The organism is Bacillus sp. AC266 (assembly GCF_979253805.1).
In genome coordinates, this window is sequence record NZ_CEEDEC010000003.1 from 491,564 (window position 1) to 511,347 (window position 19,784).

Below are 19,784 nucleotides of genomic sequence, written 5' to 3' on the forward strand. Positions count from 1 at the left end.
ATCCCCCTATATAATTTTGTAGTGAAAACACGTTTTTTCTCCCGTATGGCAAGCAGGCCCTACTTGCTTTACAACAACAACGATTGCATCTTGATCACAGTCTAAATAAAGTGATTGCACATATTGGACATTTCCCGATGTACCTCCTTTATTCCATAACGATTGTCTCGAACGGGAATAAAACCATGTTCTTTTCGTTTCCATCGTCTTGTCATACGCTTCTTCATTCATATAAGCTAACATTAAAACTTCTTTCGTATCTTCCTCGATAACAACAGCTGGTATCAATCCTTTTGCAAAATTAGGTTTCATAACCGCACCTCAACGTTTGCTTCTCTTAATTTTCTCTTTACATCTTGTACAGTCGCTTCACCATAATGAAAGATTGATGCCGCTAATGCTGCATCAACTGTTGTCTTTTGAAATACTTCTATAATGTGATCCACATGACCACATCCACCTGATGCGATTACTGGAACAGAAACGCTGTTTGAAATTGCTCCTGTTAAACGAAGATCATATCCGTTTTTCGTTCCATCTGCATCCATACTCGTCAACAAAATTTCTCCTGCCCCGAGCTTAACAACGCGCTTCGCCCATTCGATTGCATCCATCCCTGTATCGACTCTTCCGCCGTTCACGTATACATTCCATTTATCTTCCTCTACTTTTCTAGCATCAATTGCTACGACAATACATTGTGAGCCAAAATGTTCCGCACCTTCCTGGATTAACTTCGGATTTCTCACTGCCGCTGAGTTTATTGAAACTTTATCTGCTCCAGCTCTTAGTAAATTGTACATATCTTTAACACTTGAAATCCCCCCGCCAACTGTAAGAGGAATAAACACCTTTGAGGCTGTTTGTTCTACAACATCTATAATCGTTTTTCGCCCTTCATACGTCGCAGTGATGTCTAAAAATACGATTTCATCTGCTCCCGCATCATTATATAATGCGGCTATTTCAACAGGATTACCGACGTCTTGTAACCCTATAAAATTCACCCCCTTTACTACCCGCCCTTCTTTCACATCTAGACATGGAATAATTCGTTTTGCTAACATAGTTTTGTTACCTGTAACACTTTTTCTAAATCAATCGTTTTCTCGTAAAGTGCCTTCCCAATAATGACGCCATATATGTTCATATCATTTAATCTTTTCACATCTTGAATAGATGCGACACCTCCAGATGCAATCACACGAATACCCACGCTTTTTTGCAGTAACTCTAATTGCTCAAAATTTGGTCCTGCAAGTGTCCCATCTTTTGAAATGTCCGTAAACACAATCGTTTGAACACCTACACTTTCCATTTGCTTCGCTAAATCGATGTACGAAATTTCAGACACATCTAACCAGCCCCTCGTTGCTACGAAACCATTTTTCGCATCAATTCCAACTATGATTTGCTCCTTATATAGACGAACCGCTTCTTCTAAAAATGATTTATCGTAAAGGGCAGCCGTTCCTAATATCACTTTTTCTACACCTACTGACAACAACTTCTCCACTGCCGCGAGTGACCGAACTCCTCCTCCAATTTGCACCGGAATACGTACCGCCTTGCATATTTTTTCAATGACAGGTAAATTTACTGACTCCCCAACAATTGCTCCATCTAAATCAACAACGTGTAGTATTTTCGCTCCAAGTTTTTCAAATATGATTGCTTGTGCGACTGGATCTTCATTCATCACCGTTTCTTTACTAAACTCTCCTTGATAAAGCCTGACGCATCGTCCTTCTTTTAAATCGATAGCTGGGAAGATTTCCATGCTTCTACCACCCCTTTGAAATTTTTCAACATTCGCATCCCAATTTCCCCACTTTTTTCAGGATGAAACTGTGCGCCAAATATATTTCCTTTTGCTACAAAACCAGGTACTTTCACACCATATTCACTTGCCCCATACACAATTTCATTCGGACAATCTGCATAATAAGAGTGGACATAATATACGAAAGAACCGTCCTCTACTCCATTCCAAAGCGATATTTCTCCTTCTTTTTTTAATTCATTCCACCCCATATGTGGAATTTTATAAGGAACTTTTAACTTTCGAATAACACCTGGCAATAAATTTAATCCGTTACAATTTTGTAGTTCCTCACTTTTTTCAAATAAAAGCTGCATTCCTAAGCAAATACCCAGAAGCGGTTTTCCTAAGCTCCCAACTTCTTTTAGCACACATACTAAATCTTTTTCTTCTAAAACGCCCATCGCTTTCGGAAATGTGCCTACTCCTGGTAAAATAACTCCATCACTTCTCAATATTTCTTTTTTATCATCCGTTATGATGTACTCTGTTCCAATATATTTTAATGCTTGTTCCACACTACGAATATTTCCCATTCCATAATCTATAATTGCAATCAATTACAACATCCCTTTCGTTGAATTTACACCATTAATATTGGCATTTTTATCGACTGCCTCTCTAAGCGCTCGACCGAACGCTTTAAATAAAGCTTCAATTTTGTGATGTGTATTGCTTCCGTATAAAATGCGAGCATGTAACGTAATATTTGCAGCATGAGCCACTGCTCTAAAAAATTCTTCCGTTAATTCTGTGTCAAAATCCCCTAGCTTCGGATTTGTTAATTCACCTTGAAATACAATATATGAGCGCCCGCTTATATCAATCGCGACAAATCCTAAAGATTCATCCATCGGTACATACGCTGAGCCGTAACGGTTAATCCCTTCTTTATTTTGCAATGATTCTTTCAAGCAAGTTCCGAGTACAATTCCAACATCTTCAACCGTATGATGAGCATCAACGAATACATCACCTTCAGCTTCAATTTGCAAACCAAATCTTCCGTGTCTAGCAAATAAAGTTAGCATATGATCAAAAAATCCAACTCCTGTTTGCACAGAAACATTCGTACTTTCATCAAGTTGCAAACTTAATTTAATTTTTGTTTCCGTCGTCTCACGTACTTGACTAGACTCGCGCATTATTCTTCCTCCTTAAACCTAATTTGGATTGCTCTTGCGTGTGCATGTAAACCTTCTTTATTTGCAAGTTCTACAATATGATGCTGTACACTTCTTAACGCTTCTTCCGTATACGAAACGAAGCTTGATTTTTTTACGAAATCATCGACGGATAACGGAGAAAAAAATCTTGCCGTTCCACTTGTCGGTAATACGTGATTCGGCCCCGCCAAATAATCTCCGAGCGGTTCAGGTGCATATGGACCAAGAAAAATTGATCCCGCATGCTTTACATAAGCTAGAGCATTCATTGGCTCTTTTATGTGTAACTCTAAATGTTCTGGAGCGATTTCATTTGATAAATGAAACGCCTCTTCTAAAGAAGGGACAATAAAAATTGCTCCATTTCTTTTTATGGATTCACGAGCGATTTCACTTCTAGGCAACGTCTCTAGCTGTCTTTCTATTTCTCTTTCTACTTCTTTAGCAAGCTTTATATTTGTTGTAATACAAATAGCTGTTGCCCTCTCGTCATGTTCTGCCTGTGATAATAAATCAGCAGCAATATATTCGGCATTTCCTGTTTCATCTGCGATAACTACAATTTCTGATGGTCCAGCAATCATATCGATATTGACTATCCCATATACTTCTCGCTTCGCTAGCGCGACATATAAATTCCCTGGTCCAACTATTTTATCTACTTTAGGAATCGATTCCGTTCCATATGCTAGAGCAGCAATTACTTGAGCACCACCGGCCATATATATTTCATCTACACCTGCAAGACTTGCAGCAGCTAAAATATGCGGATCAATTCCTCCTTGCTTCGGCGGTGTTACCATTACAATTTTTTTCACTCCTGCGAGTTTTGCTGGCAATACATTCATTAATACTGATGAAGGATACGAAGCAGTCCCGCCCGGCACATATACACCTACATTTTCTAACGGACGAATAAGCTGCCCTCTAATTACCCCTTCACTCACGCAATCAAACATAGATTGTCTTTTTTGCTTTTCGTGATACGAGATAATATTTTTCTTCGCCTCTTTTAACGCTTCTAAAAAAGCTTGTTCTACAAACTTACTTGCTTGTTTTATTTCTTCCTCACTTACACGAAAATCTTTTGTCTCTACACCATCAAACTTTTTTGTATAGAACGATAAAGCCTCATCTTTACTCTCCCTTACGTTTTGAACAATTTCACTTACACTTCTTTGAACAGTTTCTTCTATTATATTAGCGCTTTCTCGTAGCGATTTTATTTTCGATAAAGCCTCTTGGAAATCTTCAAAAACTATCTCCATTTAAAATCCCCCTATTTCCCTGACAAAATTTCTTGTTCCATCATATTTATAATACAGAATATTTCGTCTTTTTTAGTTTTCAATGCAGCCTTATTCACAATCATTCGAGCTGATATAGAGCACATTTCCTCAAATACAATTAACCCGTTTTCTTGTAATGTTTTTCCTGTTTCAACAATATCAACAATTGCATCTGCCAAACCTAGAAGTGGAGCAATCTCTACAGATCCTTCTATTTTAATAATTTCTACATCCTCCCCTTTATCATGAAAATATGTAGAAGTAATGTGCGGATATTTCGTAGCAATTCGTTTTTTCCGATAACTCTTCGGATTATACGTAGGAATAGAAGCGACACAAAATTTACACACGCCCACTCCTAAATCGACCATCTCATATATATCTTTCTCAAATTCCATTAATATATCTTTTCCAACGACTCCAATATCAGCTACGCCATGTTCTACATAAGTAGCAACATCTACCGCTTTCACTAAAATAAATGAAATGTTTGTGTTTTTACTTTTAAACACAAGTTTTCTTCCTTTATCTTTGAGCTCTGAACAATCAATTCCAATTTTTTCAAACAGTGGAATAACATGCTTTTCTAATCTTCCTTTCGTTAACGCAATTTGAATGTTACGCATGAAGCCTTCCCTTCTTTCTGGATGATCCATTTCTCTCTCCATACATATTCCACTAGTGACTCACTCTTCGCCTCAACGACTGTCATTATTTTATTCTTGTTTGCAAATTGAAAAGTATCGTTTAAATCAGAGAATAAAGATAACTGGGCATTCTTCCCGTCCTTTTGAAGTAAATTTCGTAACCTTTCCGCTTCTGCTAATCTATTTAACTCATAATGAATCATAATATCTATGCTCTTTCGTTTATATGGTTCTTGCTGCTCTTGAAGTGCCTTAACTATTTGATTTACTTGCACCGCGAGCCCAACCGCCGGCATCATCTCTCCAAAATTTCCAATTAACTCATCATATCTTCCGCCACTAACAATCTCTTCTCCAATTTCATATATATACCCTTTGAAAATAACACCCGTATAATAATCCAAATGTTGAACCATACCTAAATCAATTGATATGTAAGAGCCATATCCTAACTGTTCAATTGTTTCATATATTTCTTTCACTCTCGCAATGGCCATTTTCATTTCATTACTTGAGGCGAGTTTTTCTGCTTCCTCAACAACATCTAAACTCCCGAATAACCTTGGTAGTTTCTCAAGTAACCTTACTGTTTCATCACACCGATTTAATTTCTTTTCTTCTATAAAGTGTGAGAGTGCGGCATAATTTTTACTTTCAATATACGTTCTAAGTAACTTCTCTTCTTCATCATTAATGGGGAGCTTTTTTACGATACATTTATATAACTGCACTTGCCCAATCTCAATTGTGAAAGATTGCACCTTTAATTTTTGAAGTGCTTGAATTACGCTTATCACACATTCAATTTCAGCCCTTACATTTTCAATCCCGATAATTTCAATACCACTTTGCACTATTTCATTATATTTCCCAGTAAGGGACTCATTCGCCCGAAATACATTCCCGCTATAAGTTACTTTAAGAGGAATATCCCCTCTCTGTGTTCCAATTACTCTTGCTAAAGGAATTGTCATATCTGGGCGTAAAACGATAATCCGTCCTTTTTCATCGAAAAATTTATACATCTTTTCTTCATCTATCGGCCTGTTTTGAAATGCAAAAACATCATAAAATTCAATTGTAGGTGTCCTTATTTCTTCATAACCTCTCTCTAAAAAGGTCCGTCTTAATTTTTGTTCCACTTCTTCAATTAACGTACATTCTTCGAATAAGTAATCTCTCGTTCCATTCGGATTTGCCCGTTTCCACTTTGTCATCTGAATTCACACACCCTTCCCTCTTTAATTTATGCCCATTCCATCCACCCAAACCGAAAATAAAAAGAGCCTTGTAGACAAAATACCTACAAGGCTCTTTAGTAGAGTGTAGGTACAACGGGAATAACCCTTGTGCCTACACGTTTTCACGTTAGGTTCAAGGGTTTCATGTATGATGATGTAGTTTTGTAAGCATTTTAATAGATTGTACGATATTCATAATACTTACTCCCTTTCTCCTCTGATTTTTTACATAGTATATAACAGTTAATTCTGAATGTAAATACATTTCGAATATTCTACTTTTAGTTAATGTGAAGCTACTTTTCTTTCATACTCTTCAATTTCTTGTTCATATTGCATTGTAATGCTGATTTCATCTAGACCATTTAATAATTTTTCTTTCCACATTTTCTCGATTGTAAAATGAAACCTGTGCGTATTCGTAATAATTACTTCATTCTCTAAATCAACTTCCATTTGATCTCTCGCATTCGTTTTGGCAAGTTGTTCACGCATCTCTTTATCCATTACAATCGGTAACATACCATTCTTCATACAATTCATATAAAAAATATCTGCAAATCCTCCGGCGATAATAACGCGGAAACCATAATCCGCAAGCGCCCACGGAGCATGTTCTCTTGAAGAACCACATCCAAAATTATCACCTGTAATTAATATACTTGCTCCTTTTCGTTCTTGTGCATTAAGGGAGAAATTAGGATTTTCATGGCGCTCATTATCGTAACGCCACTCATCAAATAAATATTTTCCAAATCCCGTCCTTTCAATTCTCTTCAAATATTGCTTCGGAATAATTTGATCTGTATCAATGTTATCATTCATAAGTACTGCGGCAGTACCTTTATGAATATGAAATGGTTCCATCGTAACTCTCCTTTCTAATATCAACAAAATGACCATATAACGCAGCTGCTGCAGCCATAGCTGGACTTACTAAATGTGTTCGTGCTCCTTTCCCTTGCCTTCCTTCAAAATTACGATTTGAAGTAGAAGCACAATGTTCTCCTTCAGGTACTTGATCTGGATTCATCCCAAGACACATTGAACATCCAGGCTCTCTCCATTCAAATCCCGCTTCTTCAAATATGCGATGTAAGCCTTTTTGCATCGCCCGCTCTCTCACACTTTTTGATCCTGGTACAACGAGTGCTCGCACACCTTCTTTTACCTTTTTCCCTTTTACAACAGATGCAGCAATTTCTAAGTCAGATAGACGTGAATTTGTACAAGAACCAATGAAGACATGCTTAACAGGAATTTCAAACGTACTTTGCCCAGGGCTCAATCCCATATATGAAAATGCTCTTTCATCATTTTCGTTATGCTTCTCTGGTAATTTTTCATCAATAGGAACACCCATACTAGGATTTGTTCCCCAAGTGACATACGGTGCTAAATCCGTAACATCTACCGAAATATGTAAATCATAAATTGCATCTGAATCTGTATAAAGCTCCGACCATTTTCCCGTAAACGTTTCATAGTCTTTCGGTGCATATTCACGCCCTTTTACATAAGAAAATGTTTTCTCATCTGGTGCAATGATACCAGCTTTCGCTCCCCCTTCAATTGCCATATTGCAAAGTGTCATTCTCTCTTCCATACCCATATCACGAATCGTCTCTCCGTAGAATTCCATTACATGCCCCGTTCCAACCGCTACACCGTACTTTGAGAGAAGATGCAAAATAATATCCTTTGCATAAACGCCTTTCGGTAACTTTCCTTTTAATTCAATCCCCATCGCTTTCGGTTTTCGTTGCCACAGCGTTTGAGTTGCTAATACATGTTCTACTTCACTCGTACCAATACCAAACGCTAAAGCACCGAAAGCACCGTGGGTTGCTGTATGGCTATCACCGCATACAATCGTTTTCCCCGGTTGTGTGAGCCCAAGTTCTGGTCCTATAACGTGAACGATTCCTTGCTCTTCATCACCAATATCGGCTAATCGCACCTTAAATTGTTTACAATTGTCACGAAGTGTATCCAATTGCTGCTTCGCAATGCGATCGGTAATATTCCAAACATCTTTCGTTGGAATATTATGATCCATCGTTGCAAACGTTAATTCCGGTCTCCGAACAGTTCGATTTGCAAGCCGCAAGCCTTCAAAGGCTTGCGGTGACGTTACTTCATGAACGAGATGAAGATCGATATATAATAAATCCAATCCATTTTCATTCGTTACAACTACATGTCTTTCCCAAAGCTTATCTAGTAACCTTTTCCCCATTATCTTCCTCTCCCTACTAGTGCCTGCTCTTCCATTTCTTGAATAACTGCCCTCGTAAATGAAGTTGTCGTCTCATTTCCCCCAATATCAGCTGTACATTTCCCAGATTGAAGAACTGCAGAAATTGCCTCTTCAATCGCATACCCTTCTCTCGTTAATCCAAATGATTGCCCAAGCATCATCGCTACTGAACGCATCATCGCAATTGGATTCGCTTTATTTTTACCTGCAATATCTGGCGCTGATCCGTGAATAGGCTCATATAAAGACGGCCCGTTTTCCGCATGGCTCGCTGATGGAAGCATTCCTAATGACCCTGCTAATACAGAAGCCTCGTCGCTCAAAATATCACCAAATAAATTTTCTGTTACGATAACGTCAAATCTCCTTGGGTTTCGAATTAACTCCATAGCAGCTGCATCTACTAAAATGTGCTCTAATTCAACATTAGGATAACGAAGAGCTACTTCTTCCGTAACAGCTCTCCACAATTTACTAGATTCTAAAACATTCGCTTTATCAATAGAGGTTACTTTTTTCTCTCTCTTACTCGCTAATTGAAAAGCATACGACACGATACGTTCAATTTCATGACGATGGTACGTAAGTGTATCAGTTGCCGATTCTTCCGTTCTTTCTTTCGGATAAGAGAAATAAATACCGCCTGTTAGTTCACGAACGACAACGAAGTCAATTTCATCTGCGTTTTTTAATGGCGATAAATGTGCAGTTGCGCTTTCTACTGTTACAGGACGAACGTTCGCAAATACACCAAGTCCTTTTCTTAAAGCTAATAATCCTTTCTCTGGCCTTTCTTTCGCATCATCCCACCGTGGTCCACCAACCGCTCCAAGTAAAACCGCATCACTCGCTAAACAAGCGGCAAGTGTTCGCTGTGGTAATGGTTGCCCATTTAAATCGATAGCCGCTCCGCCAAAGTACTCATCTTGTAAATGAAAGTGATGTCCATATAGCCTCTCTACCATATGCAATACTTCCTTCGCGCTTTCCATAATTTCCGGACCAACACCATCACCCGCTAAACAAACGATACGTTTTTCCAATTAAAACACTCCTTTTTATCTGAATTTTCAGAAATGTATTTTGATAAGTAAGGGACGATCCCCTCACTTATCAAACAGTTACTTCACAAGAGTAATAAAAGATTTTAATTTTCCGGCCGCATGAACATACGCTCTCGCCGATGCTTCTAATACGTCTTGCGCAACACCAAAACCTGATACTTGATGAGTTCCTTCTTTTAATTCAACATGAACATGTGCAAGTGCATCTTGACCTTGCGTTATAGATTGTATGCGATAATCCGCTAAGTCACATTCTAATCCTAAAATTCTTTGAATTGCATTATAGATCGCTTCAATACTTCCAGAACCAGTTGCTGCATCTTCGTACATATTTCCTTCCTCATCTTTTAGTACAACCGTTGCACACTGTGTACTATTTGATACGAAATGTACTTGCAATTGAGTAATGCTATATTGCTGGGCCGCAAATGCTGCTTCACCAAGCATAAGCGCACGTAAATCTTCTTCTGTAATTTCTTTTTTACGGTCAGCCAAGTTTTTAAATGCTTCAAACACCACATCCCGTTCTTCTTTTGTAAACTCATAACCAAGTTCTTTCATTTTTTCAGTAAACGCATGGCGCCCGGAATGCTTTCCTAATACAAATAAATTTTGTGACTCTCCAATCAGTGATGGTTCAATAATTTCATACGTCGTTACTTCTTTTAATACACCGTCTTGATGAATACCTGATTCGTGAGCAAAAGCATTTGCTCCAACAATCGCCTTATTTTTCGGTACAACCATACCCGTTAACCGACTTACTAACGTACTCGTCGCTTTAATTTCTTTTAATGTCATAGAGGATTCTGCTTCATAGAAATCTTTTCTAATATGGAGAGCAACCGCGACTTCTTCTAGCGCCGCATTCCCCGCTCTTTCTCCAATTCCATTAATCGTTCCTTCTACTTGTAACGCTCCGCCTTCAACCGCAGCTAACGAATTCGCTACTGCCATCCCAAGATCATCGTGACAATGACAAGAGAAAATTGCTTTTTCATACGACGGAACGGATTCTTGTAAGTATTTAAAAAGAGAATAATATTCTTCTGGATTCGTATATCCAACTGTATCAGGAATATTGATTACATTCGCTCCTGCGCGAATCGCGACTTCTACTGCTTCAGCTAAAAATGCTCTCGATGTTCTTGTTGCATCTTCTGCTGAAAATTGAACTGTTGGAAATAGTGATTTCCCGAGCGTAACCGAGCGATGTATGCTATCTAATACATCTTCTTTTGACATACAAAGCTTATATTTCATATGAATGTCACTCGTAGCTAAAAATACGTGTAAACGAGGAGAGACAGCGCCTTTCACAGCTTCATAGGCTCTTCGAATATCACTTTCTTTCGCTCTAGCTAAACTCATAACCGTAGCATTTTGAATGGTATTTGCGATACGTTTTACCGATTGAAAATCACCTTCAGAAGCTGCTGCGAATCCAGCTTCCATTACATTAATACCAAGTCTCTCTAGTTGCCTCGCAATCTGTAATTTCTCTTGTTCATTTAAATTAACTCCTGGTGATTGTTCGCCATCACGTAGCGTCGTATCCATGAACAAAATTTGCTTCATATTATTTGACCCCTGCCTTTACTCGCGGCTGTACAAACGGCATCATTTCACGTAATTTACGTCCAACTACTTCAATTTCGTGTTCATTCTCTTTCTCATTTGTCGCATGGAAATTTGGTTTTCCTGCTTTATGCTCTGCAATCCAGCCTCTTGCAAATGTACCATCTTGAATTTCTGCTAGCACTGCACCCATCGCTTTCTTCGTATCTTCCGTTACAACGCGTGGTCCTGATACGAAGTCGCCCCACTGCGCTGTATCTGAAACTGAATATCTCATATTTTCAAGTCCGCCTTCATACATAAGGTCAACGATTAGTTTTAGTTCATGTAAACATTCAAAATATGCAACTTCCGGTTGATAACCAGCATCAACTAACGTTTCAAACCCAGCTTTTACTAGTGCAGTTACTCCGCCGCAAAGTACAGCTTGCTCTCCAAATAAATCTGTTTCTGTTTCTTCTTTAAACGTTGTTTCTAATACACCTGCTCTCGTCGCCCCAATTCCATCTGCATATGAAAGTGCCTTTTCAGTCGCAACTCCTGTTGCATCTTGATATACTGCAAATAATGCAGGAACAGCTCCCCCTTCCGCAAACGTACGACGTACTAGATGTCCTGGACCTTTCGGTGCTACTAGAAATACATCTACATTAGCTGGCGGTTTTACTTGATCAAAGTGAACATTAAATCCATGCGCGAAAACGAGAGAATTGCCGCCTTGTAAGTTTGGTGCAATTTCAGCTTCATATACTTCCGGCTGTAATTCATCAGGTAGTAGAATCATTACTACATCTGCTTTTTCTGCTGCTTCCGCTACTGTATATACAGAAAAACCGTCTTCTTTCGCCTTATCCCATGACTTCCCTTTCCTCAGTCCTACTACCACATCAAATCCGTTATCACGTAAGTTTTGCGCATGCGCATGGCCTTGCGATCCATATCCGATGATTGCTACTTTCTTTTCCTTTAATACATTTACCGTTACGTCTTTTTCATAATAAACTTTCGCCATTTTCATTTCCCCCTATTTTTTAAATAATTATTGAATTAACATAACTTGTTTATCTTGTTTTTTCATACTACGTGTAAATGCTGTTACACCTGTTCTAGCAATTTCTTTCAAACCATATGGACGAAGTAATTCAATTAACGCTTCTACTTTCTCCTGGGTACCTGTTACTTGCACCACTATGGAATCCTTCCCAACGTCTATTACAGCGGCTCGGAACGGTTCAATTAAACTATATAATTCTGCTCTTGCTACAGACGTTGCTACTTTAATAAGTGCAAGTTCTCTAGCGATCATCGCTTCTTCTGTAATATCTGATACTTTCAGTACATCGATTTGCTTATGAAGTTGTTTAATTAACTGCTCAACTTGCTGTTCATTTTCAACGTGTACAACAATCGTCATTCTCGAAATATCCGATGATTCCGTATGACCTACTGAAATACTTTCAATATTAAAATGTCTACGTGTCATAACACCTGTAATTCGATTTAACACACCGCTTTGATTTCGAACTGTCGCTGTTACAATTCTCTTCACCTTTTCTCCACTCCCTCCATTTGATGAACGCCTTTTCCTGGGGCAACCATCGGCATTACCTTTTCGGATTGAAGTACGCGGCAATCAATTACAACAGGCTCTCTTAACTCAATTGCATACTGTAATTGTTGCTTTGCAAGAAGTGGGTCTTCAATACGAACACCTTTTATGCCATAAGCATTGGCAAGCGCAACAAAATCTGGTTGGCATGAAAGTAAGGAGTGCGAATATCGCCCATTATAAAATTCCTCTTGCCATTGTCTTACCATCCCTAAAGCTTCATTATTTAAAATAAAAACTTTAACTGGTAAAGAATGCTCTTTTAACACACTTAGTTCTTGCAGTGTCATTTGAAATCCAGCATCACCGACAATTGCAATAACTAGTTCTTCAGGCTTTGCGATTTGTGCACCTATTGCTGCTGGAAACCCGAAGCCCATTGTTCCCAACCCCCCAGAGGTTACCCATCTATCTGGGTTTTTCAGCGGGTAATATTGAGCTGCCCACATTTGATGTTGCCCAACATCTGTTGTTACAATCGCTTCTCCTTTCGTAATTTCGTATAGCATATCAATTGCATATTGAGGTTTAATACGCTCTGCATGTTCTTTGTAAGAAAGAGGGTATTTTTCTTTTCTACTATTCAATAATGAGAGCCAATCATTGTGATTTACTTCCCCTTCCTTAAAGTTGAGTAGAGCTTCTAATGCTTGCTTTGCACTCGCAACAATAGGGATTTCAGTCGGCACATTTTTCCCAATTTCCGCTGGATCAATATCTATATGTGCGACAATCGCCTCTTTAGCAAAATAAGCTAAATTTCCAGTAAGACGATCATCAAACCTTGCACCTATATTAATAAGTAAGTCACATTCGTATAACGCCATATTTGCGGTGTATGAACCGTGCATTCCTCCCATCCCTAGAAATAGTTCATCATCTGGCGGAAACCCACCAAGACCAAGTAATGTATGAACAACTGGAATATGATATTTGCGAGCAAAACTTGTTAATTCTTTCGATGCTTTCGCATGCAATACACCTGCTCCAGCTAAAATTAACGGTTTTTTTGAAGTCGCAATCGCTTGTAATAATTTGTTTATTTGTAGTAGATTCGGTTCGTAATTAGGCTGGTATCCTGGTAAATCCATTTGTACATCACTACATCGCTCACCTTTCTCTACTACCATATCTTTCGGAAGGTCAATTACGACTGGGCCTGGTCTTCCTGTTCTAGCGATATGAAATGCTTCTTTAATAATTCGGGGTAAATCCGATGCTTTTCGTACTTGATAATTATGTTTTGTCACCGGCATCGTAAGCCCCATAATATCAGCTTCTTGGAAAGCATCACTCCCGATTAACGTTGTTGCTACTTGCCCTGTAAATACAACAAGTGGCAATGAATCAATCATCGCGTCAGCTAGACCAGTAATAACATTTGTAGCACCCGGTCCACTTGTTGCAATTACCACTCCTGGATTTCCTGTAATTCTTGCATATCCTTCAGCAGCATGAATTGCACCTTGCTCATGCCTCGTTAAAATATGCGGAATTTCACAATCATAAAGCGCATCATATAGAGGTAAAACCGCACCACCTGGATAACCAAAAATCACCTCTACTCCTTCCTTTTCTAGCGCTTCTAACAATAGCTGTGCACCAGTTGCCAGTTTCTCTTCCGTTTTTGAAGACATTTTTCTTATAAGCCCCCTTTTTTAAAACATTTATAAAATAAAAAAATCCTACGTCCACACTCCAGCTATGTGCTGAAGGGACGAAAGATTTCGCGGTACCACCCTTCTTTGCAAGATTACTCTTGCCTCAGTGACTCGGGATATGAGTCTAGCTAATAACGGAGCTACCGTCTAAGCCTAAACAAACGTTTCAGCTTAGCACTCAAGGGTGATGTTCGTCGACGTGAACCATCGGTTTCCAGCAACCACCGACTCTCTGTGAGGCTTCACAGTCAACTACTCCTCCCTATCAACGCTTTATCATGTCATAAGAGCTATTATCCAACTTTATTTTCTTCGTAAATTTTCTCTCCATCTTCTACAACTAATTTACGGAATTCTTCTAATAAACGATTCGTATGTGGCCCTGTTCTACCTAAACCAATCGTTCTTCCATCTACTGTCGTAACAGCAATTACTTCAGCAGCTGTTCCTGTTAAAAACACTTCATCAGCTACATATACATCATGCCTTGTAAATAATTCTTCTCTTACGTCATATCCAAGTTTTTCGCCGATTTCTAAAATCGCGTTTCGTGTAATACCTTCTAACGCTCCAGCAGAACTTGGTGGTGTAATTAATTTATTTCCCTTCACAATAAATACATTATCTCCAGAGCCTTCAGCTACATATCCTTGGTCATTTAACATAAGTGCTTCTTGTACTCCAGCTAATTTCGCCTCAATGCGAACTAAAATATTATTTAAGTAATTTAAAGATTTTACTTGAGGCGATAAAACATCCGGGCGATTGCGACGCGTTGCAACTGTTATAATCGGAATCCCTTTTTCATAATATTCTTGTGGAAATAAAGATAATTGCTCTGCAATTACTACTACATTTGGTTTCGTACAAGAATCGGGATCTAATCCCAAGTTCCCAGGTCCTCTTGATACAACGAGGCGGATATATCCATTAGATAGTTTGTTTTGTCGAATCGTTTCAACAACGATTTTCGTTGCTTCTTCTAACGTATATGGAATTTCTAACATGATGGATTTCGCTGATTCATATAACCGGACAAGATGCTCTCTCAAACGGAAAACATTACCGCTATATACCCTAATTCCTTCGAACACTCCATCGCCATATAAATAGCCATGATCATATACTGAAACCTTTGCTTCGTCTTTTGGAACAAATTCTCCATTTAAGAAAATCCACTGCTCGTTCACTTGAAAGCGCCCCCTATGTTCTATGAGTTTTTTATTGTTTCCTAGTCTACTCTCCTTTTCAAATAAATCAAGTGAATTTTTAGAAAATTTTTAATTTTTAATCGTACGTACATCTTTGTTTATATTGATTTAATAACATTGTTAACGTTTACAAAAAGTCAAAAAAATTTTTTCGTCAAATTCTACTAAAAAAATATTTGTTTAAAAGAAGGGTTTTCGCCAATTGATACGAATCTATTGTATTCAATAAACGGACGTCCGATTTTATAAATCCGGGAATATACAACGACTTTTGGTGAAAAAGGGGGAAAATAACAAAAATAACGCTGTCTAAAAATAACATTCATATTTTTCATTTAGTAATCATAATCCTATTTTTAAAAAACAATTTGTCAAATTGAAGGAGGAAATAACAATGGCGTGTGTACAAATTAAAGGAACGAGACAAGAGGTAGTAGAAATGCTACAACTATTTGATCTAATGGATACGAAAGGATTTTGTAAATTCAATAATTACGTTGAAGTAGAACCAAATAGTAGGAAACATAACAACTACACAGCTTCAATCGATATTCAGTCTAATAACAGCTCAGCACAAGATACATTAAATGATCAATTCGTTAGTCAAATGCTTACTGGTGTATATAACGACTAAACAAATATTCTCTTCCTACCATTTTTTCATAAATATATGCTATGGACTTGAGCATACTAGCAACTAGATGGTAGGAGGTGAAAATTATGGCTAGAATTGGTGTTGAGAACTCTTTAACAGATGTTCAACAAGCTCTTCAGCAACAAGGACATGAAGTCGTTTCACTTAACTCTGAAAATGATGCACATGGGTGTGATTGTTGCGTTGTAACCGGGCAAGATTCTAATATGATGGGCATTGCAGATACATCGATAAAAGGATCTGTAATTAAAGCACATGGTTTAACAACAGATGAAATTTGTCAGCAAGTTGAAAACCGCACTTAATCACTTTTATCACATTATTTGTGAGCTAACATGTAAAGGGAATGGAATGGTCCCACTGATTATAGTTTCAATTTATTTATAGAAAGAGGGCTCCTTTTCAAAAGGAGCCCTCTTTTTTATATTCACCTAACGGGAAAGTAACATATACTGGATGAAAGCCCTACCTCTCTCTCATCATTACGGTTCCACTGACCGCTCCTTGATTCACTAGTATACATATAAAGCTTACATATACAATTTATAGGGTTTGTTCACAAAAGTTGTTGGTAAGACTACCCGATCTTTCGCAAACTTTTCGTATTATATTCATAAGATTTATTTACTTTACACTAGCTTTAACCGAGACACGAATTAAAATTCTAACACCAATACAATAACTTGTCAATATTTTTTACAAATTAAAAACAGACATTAACGGTTTGTCTGTTTTAGAATGGAGCTTTTTCTTTTATTACATATACAACAAAACCGCTTACTAACATACATAAGCCAACTACTAAGTTTTTGATATTAATCATAAATTCCTCTCCCTTATTCCACACATCATATATATTTACAGTTCAATTATTCCGATCGTCATAAAGCGCACTTTTTCTAATATATCATAATTCCTAAAAAATGCAAGTTCACTTTTGGCGACCATTCACAAATTTATCCACAGTGCTTGGCACAGTATTTAACGCTTTTTCAATTAAATGTGTACTACTATTGAGATGCAACACTTGCACACCGTTAGAACCAACTACTAAAAAAGCAACTGGGCTAATAGAAACCCCAGCCCCGCTTCCGCCTCCGAATGGATGACTTTGCTTGTTCTCTTTATGCTGCCCTTGTCCGCCGTTATGTTTTTCGGAAATAAAATCACCTTTAAAGTCACTTCCACCAGCTCCAAAACCAAAAGCCACTTGAGATACTGTTAATACTACATTTCCGTCAGCTGTTGAAACCGGACTTCCAACAATCGTATTTACATCTACCATCTCTTTTAAATTTGTCATTGCTGTTTTCATTAAATTTTCAATTGGATGTTCCATTATGTACTACACCCTTTCCTCATTATTCTTTTTTATACTTTCCAAAATAGAGGAAGTCATACTAAGTTTTCCTATTTTGAAAAAACATTTTCCACTTTCCAATTGGATATTACTCCCTGTACATGCTCGGATAAAAAGGAAAAAGAGATACATACTACTATTGAACCTTGTTATGAAAGGAGTCCTTACTTTGACTGAGAAATTTGATGAATATAAAAAAAGAGATCGAATAGATAGTGATTATAAAGAAGAATACGCAGCTGAAGTTGCACCACAGCATATCGATTATGATGATAAAGATAACGCTGAGGTAAGATCGTCTGCAGCTGGATCGACTGCTGGTTTCATTGCTCTTGCCTTAGCAATATTATCATTATTCACATTCCCAACACTATTTGGTCTTGTTTCTGTTCTACTTGGTATTTACGCTTATAATCGCGGGGCTACTGTAACTGGCGGTACCGCTGCCATTGTGGGTGGTATCGCTGCACTCATTGCGATTTTATTCCGAGTGGCGCTTATTGGTTTATTGTTCTCTCTTTTTTAAAAAGAAAAAGGTATCTCGCTTTATGCGGGATACCTTATCCTGTAAATACATCTTCTGATGGATATTTAATTTTTTGTTTTGCTGGTCGTGCCAAAGAGAACACAAGTGTTAACGGTCCGATTAATCCACAAAACATAACAAACATAATAATACATTTTCCAAACGCCGATAGCTTCGCAGTAATCCCCATTGTTAACCCTACTGTACCAAACGCTGAAATTGTCTCAAATAATAACTGAATAAAACTGAAGTCTTCTGTAAGCATTAATACAAATACCGCTGTAAAAATAAGTATTTGACTAGCAACGACAATTGCTAACGCTCTCGTTACTGTCGACATTTTAATCGTACGCTGAAATAAAACAAAATCCTCTTTCTTTCTAAAGAAAGAAAGAACTGATGTAATTAAAATAACGAATGTCGTTAACTTAATTCCACCGCCTGTCGATACACTTCCCGCACCAATAAACATTAATACCATTGTAAATAGTATCGATGACTCTTCCATCCCCCCATAATCTACCGTGTTAAAACCAGCTGTACGAGGTGTAATTCCTTGGAAGAACGAAGCCCATAATTTTTCATTTAAAGATAAGTGCCCCAAAGTCTTCACATTATTATATTCCAATACAAAAATCACAATCATCGCAATAACATTAAGTGCTATCGTTCCAACAATCATGATTTTGGAGTGCAGTGATAATTTTCGGAAACTACGGCTATACCATATATCAATTAATACCGTAAATCCTAACCCTCCTATTACAATTAAAGAACAAATCCCAATATTAATAATAGGATCTCCTACGTATCTTGTTAAATTATCTGGCCAAAGCGCAAAGCCGGCATTATTATATGACGCAATAACGTGAAAAATACTATAGTATAAACCTTTTCCAAAACCAAACTCTGGAATAAAGCGAATCGATAAAAAGATAACTCCAATTAGCTCAATACAAATAGAAAAAATAAAAACACGTTTTACTAATTTCACAAGACCACCAATATTTGTTTGATTAAATGCTTCTCCAATTAATAATCGGTGGCGTAAACCAATTTTTTTCCCTAATACCCAAACAATTAAAATGGCTATCGTCATAAGACCGAGACCACCCGTTTGAATTAAAAACATAATAACAATTTCACCAAACATCGTAAACGTACTCGCAGTATCTACAACACCTAAACCGGTTACAGTCGCTGCCGACGTAGCTGTAAAGAAAGCATCTACCCAACTAATATGTACTTTCGTTGCAAACGGTAACTTTAATAACAATCCTCCGACCACAATTAAACAAAAAAAGCCTAATGCTAAAATTTGTGGTGGATTCAATCGTATAAAACGATTATACAACCCTTGTTTTTTTGCTACTTCCATATCACTAACTCCCTTTATCAAGTGAAGCTTTTATCCCCTCATAAATAAAGACTCTTTAAGAGCCTACAAGTAGCGGGATAAACCTTATATTCTTATAATATAGTTGAGCATAATCCTTTTTTTCATAGATTTCAACTTTTATTTATATTCAGACTCCTATCGTTTTACAAAAGAATATTTTCTATTATATCTCCACTTATACTATGACTCTTACAACAACTATTTTATCCCTTTTCAAATTCCCATATCTTTCACTCCAAGTTCACACGAGGGTCACATCTATCTTTTATAGTATATGTATCGGAGCTGTTCCTCCC

At 37.6% G+C, this 19,784-nt stretch carries 22 protein-coding genes and 1 other annotated feature; of the genes, 3 read left to right on the top strand and 19 right to left on the bottom strand.

What is annotated here, in order from left to right:
• Positions 1-6 precede the first annotated feature (6 nt).
• The 16 genes from hisI to ilvE all read right to left on the bottom strand — a co-directional run bounded on the left by hisI (position 7) and on the right by ilvE (position 15,527).
• Positions 7-312, bottom strand: a complete 306-nt coding sequence (gene hisI / locus AC0IXC_RS15735) for a phosphoribosyl-AMP cyclohydrolase (RefSeq protein WP_113708974.1) — start codon at positions 310-312, stop codon at positions 7-9.
• Positions 309-1,067, bottom strand: coding sequence for an imidazole glycerol phosphate synthase subunit HisF (hisF, locus tag AC0IXC_RS15740; protein WP_471653035.1), 759 nt, complete (start codon positions 1,065-1,067; stop codon positions 309-311). The genes hisI and hisF overlap by 4 nt, the downstream gene beginning before the upstream one ends.
• Positions 1,061-1,780: a 1-(5-phosphoribosyl)-5-[(5-phosphoribosylamino)methylideneamino]imidazole-4-carboxamide isomerase gene (gene hisA, locus AC0IXC_RS15745; RefSeq protein ID WP_002086736.1), complete on the bottom strand. Its 720-nt coding sequence runs from the start codon at positions 1,778-1,780 to the stop codon at positions 1,061-1,063. The genes hisF and hisA overlap by 7 nt, the downstream gene beginning before the upstream one ends.
• A complete protein-coding gene (gene hisH / locus AC0IXC_RS15750; RefSeq protein ID WP_002011707.1) occupies positions 1,753-2,382 on the bottom strand; it encodes an imidazole glycerol phosphate synthase subunit HisH in 630 nt (209 codons plus the stop codon). Before hisH ends, hisA begins: the two co-directional genes overlap by 28 nt.
• Positions 2,383-2,967, bottom strand: coding sequence for an imidazoleglycerol-phosphate dehydratase HisB (gene hisB / locus AC0IXC_RS15755; protein WP_002030662.1), 585 nt, complete (start codon positions 2,965-2,967; stop codon positions 2,383-2,385). It abuts the gene before it with no gap.
• Positions 2,967-4,256: a histidinol dehydrogenase gene (gene hisD, locus AC0IXC_RS15760; RefSeq protein WP_002126285.1), complete on the bottom strand. Its 1,290-nt coding sequence runs from the start codon at positions 4,254-4,256 to the stop codon at positions 2,967-2,969. The genes hisB and hisD overlap by 1 nt, the downstream gene beginning before the upstream one ends.
• An 11-nt stretch (positions 4,257-4,267) precedes the next feature.
• On the bottom strand, positions 4,268-4,903 hold the full coding sequence (gene hisG, locus AC0IXC_RS15765; protein ID WP_033708301.1) for an ATP phosphoribosyltransferase: 636 nt from the start codon (positions 4,901-4,903) through the stop codon (positions 4,268-4,270).
• Positions 4,879-6,141 carry an ATP phosphoribosyltransferase regulatory subunit gene (locus tag AC0IXC_RS15770; RefSeq protein ID WP_326997674.1) on the bottom strand — a complete coding sequence of 421 codons (1,263 nt, stop codon included), beginning with the start codon at positions 6,139-6,141 and terminating at the stop codon, positions 4,879-4,881. Before AC0IXC_RS15770 ends, hisG begins: the two co-directional genes overlap by 25 nt.
• Before the next feature lie 309 nt (positions 6,142-6,450).
• Positions 6,451-7,032: a 3-isopropylmalate dehydratase small subunit gene (gene leuD, locus AC0IXC_RS15775; RefSeq protein WP_002086742.1), complete on the bottom strand. Its 582-nt coding sequence runs from the start codon at positions 7,030-7,032 to the stop codon at positions 6,451-6,453.
• On the bottom strand, positions 7,010-8,404 hold the full coding sequence (gene leuC, locus AC0IXC_RS15780; RefSeq protein WP_002011716.1) for a 3-isopropylmalate dehydratase large subunit: 1,395 nt from the start codon (positions 8,402-8,404) through the stop codon (positions 7,010-7,012). Before leuC ends, leuD begins: the two co-directional genes overlap by 23 nt.
• The gene (leuB, locus tag AC0IXC_RS15785) at positions 8,404-9,468 is read right to left on the bottom strand and encodes a 3-isopropylmalate dehydrogenase (RefSeq protein ID WP_002011718.1); all 1,065 of its coding nucleotides are present in this window, start codon (positions 9,466-9,468) and stop codon (positions 8,404-8,406) included. Before leuB ends, leuC begins: the two co-directional genes overlap by 1 nt.
• A 78-nt stretch (positions 9,469-9,546) precedes the next feature.
• Positions 9,547-11,067: a 2-isopropylmalate synthase gene (gene leuA, locus AC0IXC_RS15790; RefSeq protein ID WP_002064438.1), complete on the bottom strand. Its 1,521-nt coding sequence runs from the start codon at positions 11,065-11,067 to the stop codon at positions 9,547-9,549.
• Position 11,068: 1 nt separating this feature from the next.
• Complete coding sequence (gene ilvC, locus AC0IXC_RS15795; RefSeq protein WP_003188179.1) at positions 11,069-12,085, bottom strand: ketol-acid reductoisomerase; 1,017 nt, start codon at positions 12,083-12,085, stop codon at positions 11,069-11,071.
• Between the two features lie 21 nt (positions 12,086-12,106).
• A complete protein-coding gene (gene ilvN / locus AC0IXC_RS15800) occupies positions 12,107-12,616 on the bottom strand; it encodes an acetolactate synthase small subunit (RefSeq protein WP_000822948.1) in 510 nt (169 codons plus the stop codon).
• Positions 12,613-14,313 (bottom strand): acetolactate synthase large subunit, encoded by a 1,701-nt coding sequence (gene ilvB, locus AC0IXC_RS15805; protein WP_061675101.1) that lies wholly within the window; start codon positions 14,311-14,313, stop codon positions 12,613-12,615. Before ilvB ends, ilvN begins: the two co-directional genes overlap by 4 nt.
• A gap of 73 nt (positions 14,314-14,386) precedes the next feature.
• Positions 14,387-14,615 (bottom strand) — a binding site (T-box leader).
• A gap of 15 nt (positions 14,616-14,630) precedes the next feature.
• Positions 14,631-15,527: a branched-chain-amino-acid transaminase gene (ilvE, locus tag AC0IXC_RS15810; RefSeq protein ID WP_002011723.1), complete on the bottom strand. Its 897-nt coding sequence runs from the start codon at positions 15,525-15,527 to the stop codon at positions 14,631-14,633.
• A 415-nt stretch (positions 15,528-15,942) separates the two neighbouring features.
• Between ilvE and AC0IXC_RS15815 the strand changes: the two genes are divergently transcribed.
• Positions 15,943-16,182, top strand: a complete 240-nt coding sequence (locus AC0IXC_RS15815) for a DUF3911 family protein (protein WP_002140966.1) — start codon at positions 15,943-15,945, stop codon at positions 16,180-16,182.
• A gap of 86 nt (positions 16,183-16,268) precedes the next feature.
• Positions 16,269-16,508: a YkuS family protein gene (locus AC0IXC_RS15820; protein ID WP_002011725.1), complete on the top strand. Its 240-nt coding sequence runs from the start codon at positions 16,269-16,271 to the stop codon at positions 16,506-16,508.
• A 428-nt stretch (positions 16,509-16,936) separates the two neighbouring features.
• Here AC0IXC_RS15820 and AC0IXC_RS15825 read toward each other — a convergent pair whose 3' ends face one another.
• Together AC0IXC_RS15825 and ytfJ are read right to left on the bottom strand one after the other, a co-directional pair.
• Positions 16,937-17,026, bottom strand: coding sequence for a hypothetical protein (locus AC0IXC_RS15825; RefSeq protein ID WP_000608225.1), 90 nt, complete (start codon positions 17,024-17,026; stop codon positions 16,937-16,939).
• A gap of 108 nt (positions 17,027-17,134) precedes the next feature.
• Positions 17,135-17,542, bottom strand: a complete 408-nt coding sequence (gene ytfJ / locus AC0IXC_RS15830; RefSeq protein WP_002030645.1) for a GerW family sporulation protein — start codon at positions 17,540-17,542, stop codon at positions 17,135-17,137.
• Positions 17,543-17,714: 172 nt separating this feature from the next.
• On the opposite strand from ytfJ, the gene AC0IXC_RS15835 reads away from it, so the two are divergent.
• Positions 17,715-18,089 carry an imidazole glycerol phosphate synthase gene (locus AC0IXC_RS15835; RefSeq protein WP_080118818.1) on the top strand — a complete coding sequence of 125 codons (375 nt, stop codon included), beginning with the start codon at positions 17,715-17,717 and terminating at the stop codon, positions 18,087-18,089.
• Positions 18,090-18,123: 34 nt separating this feature from the next.
• Here AC0IXC_RS15835 and AC0IXC_RS15840 read toward each other — a convergent pair whose 3' ends face one another.
• Positions 18,124-19,467 (bottom strand): TrkH family potassium uptake protein, encoded by a 1,344-nt coding sequence (locus AC0IXC_RS15840; protein ID WP_002140965.1) that lies wholly within the window; start codon positions 19,465-19,467, stop codon positions 18,124-18,126.
• Positions 19,468-19,784: the final 317 nt, after the last annotated feature.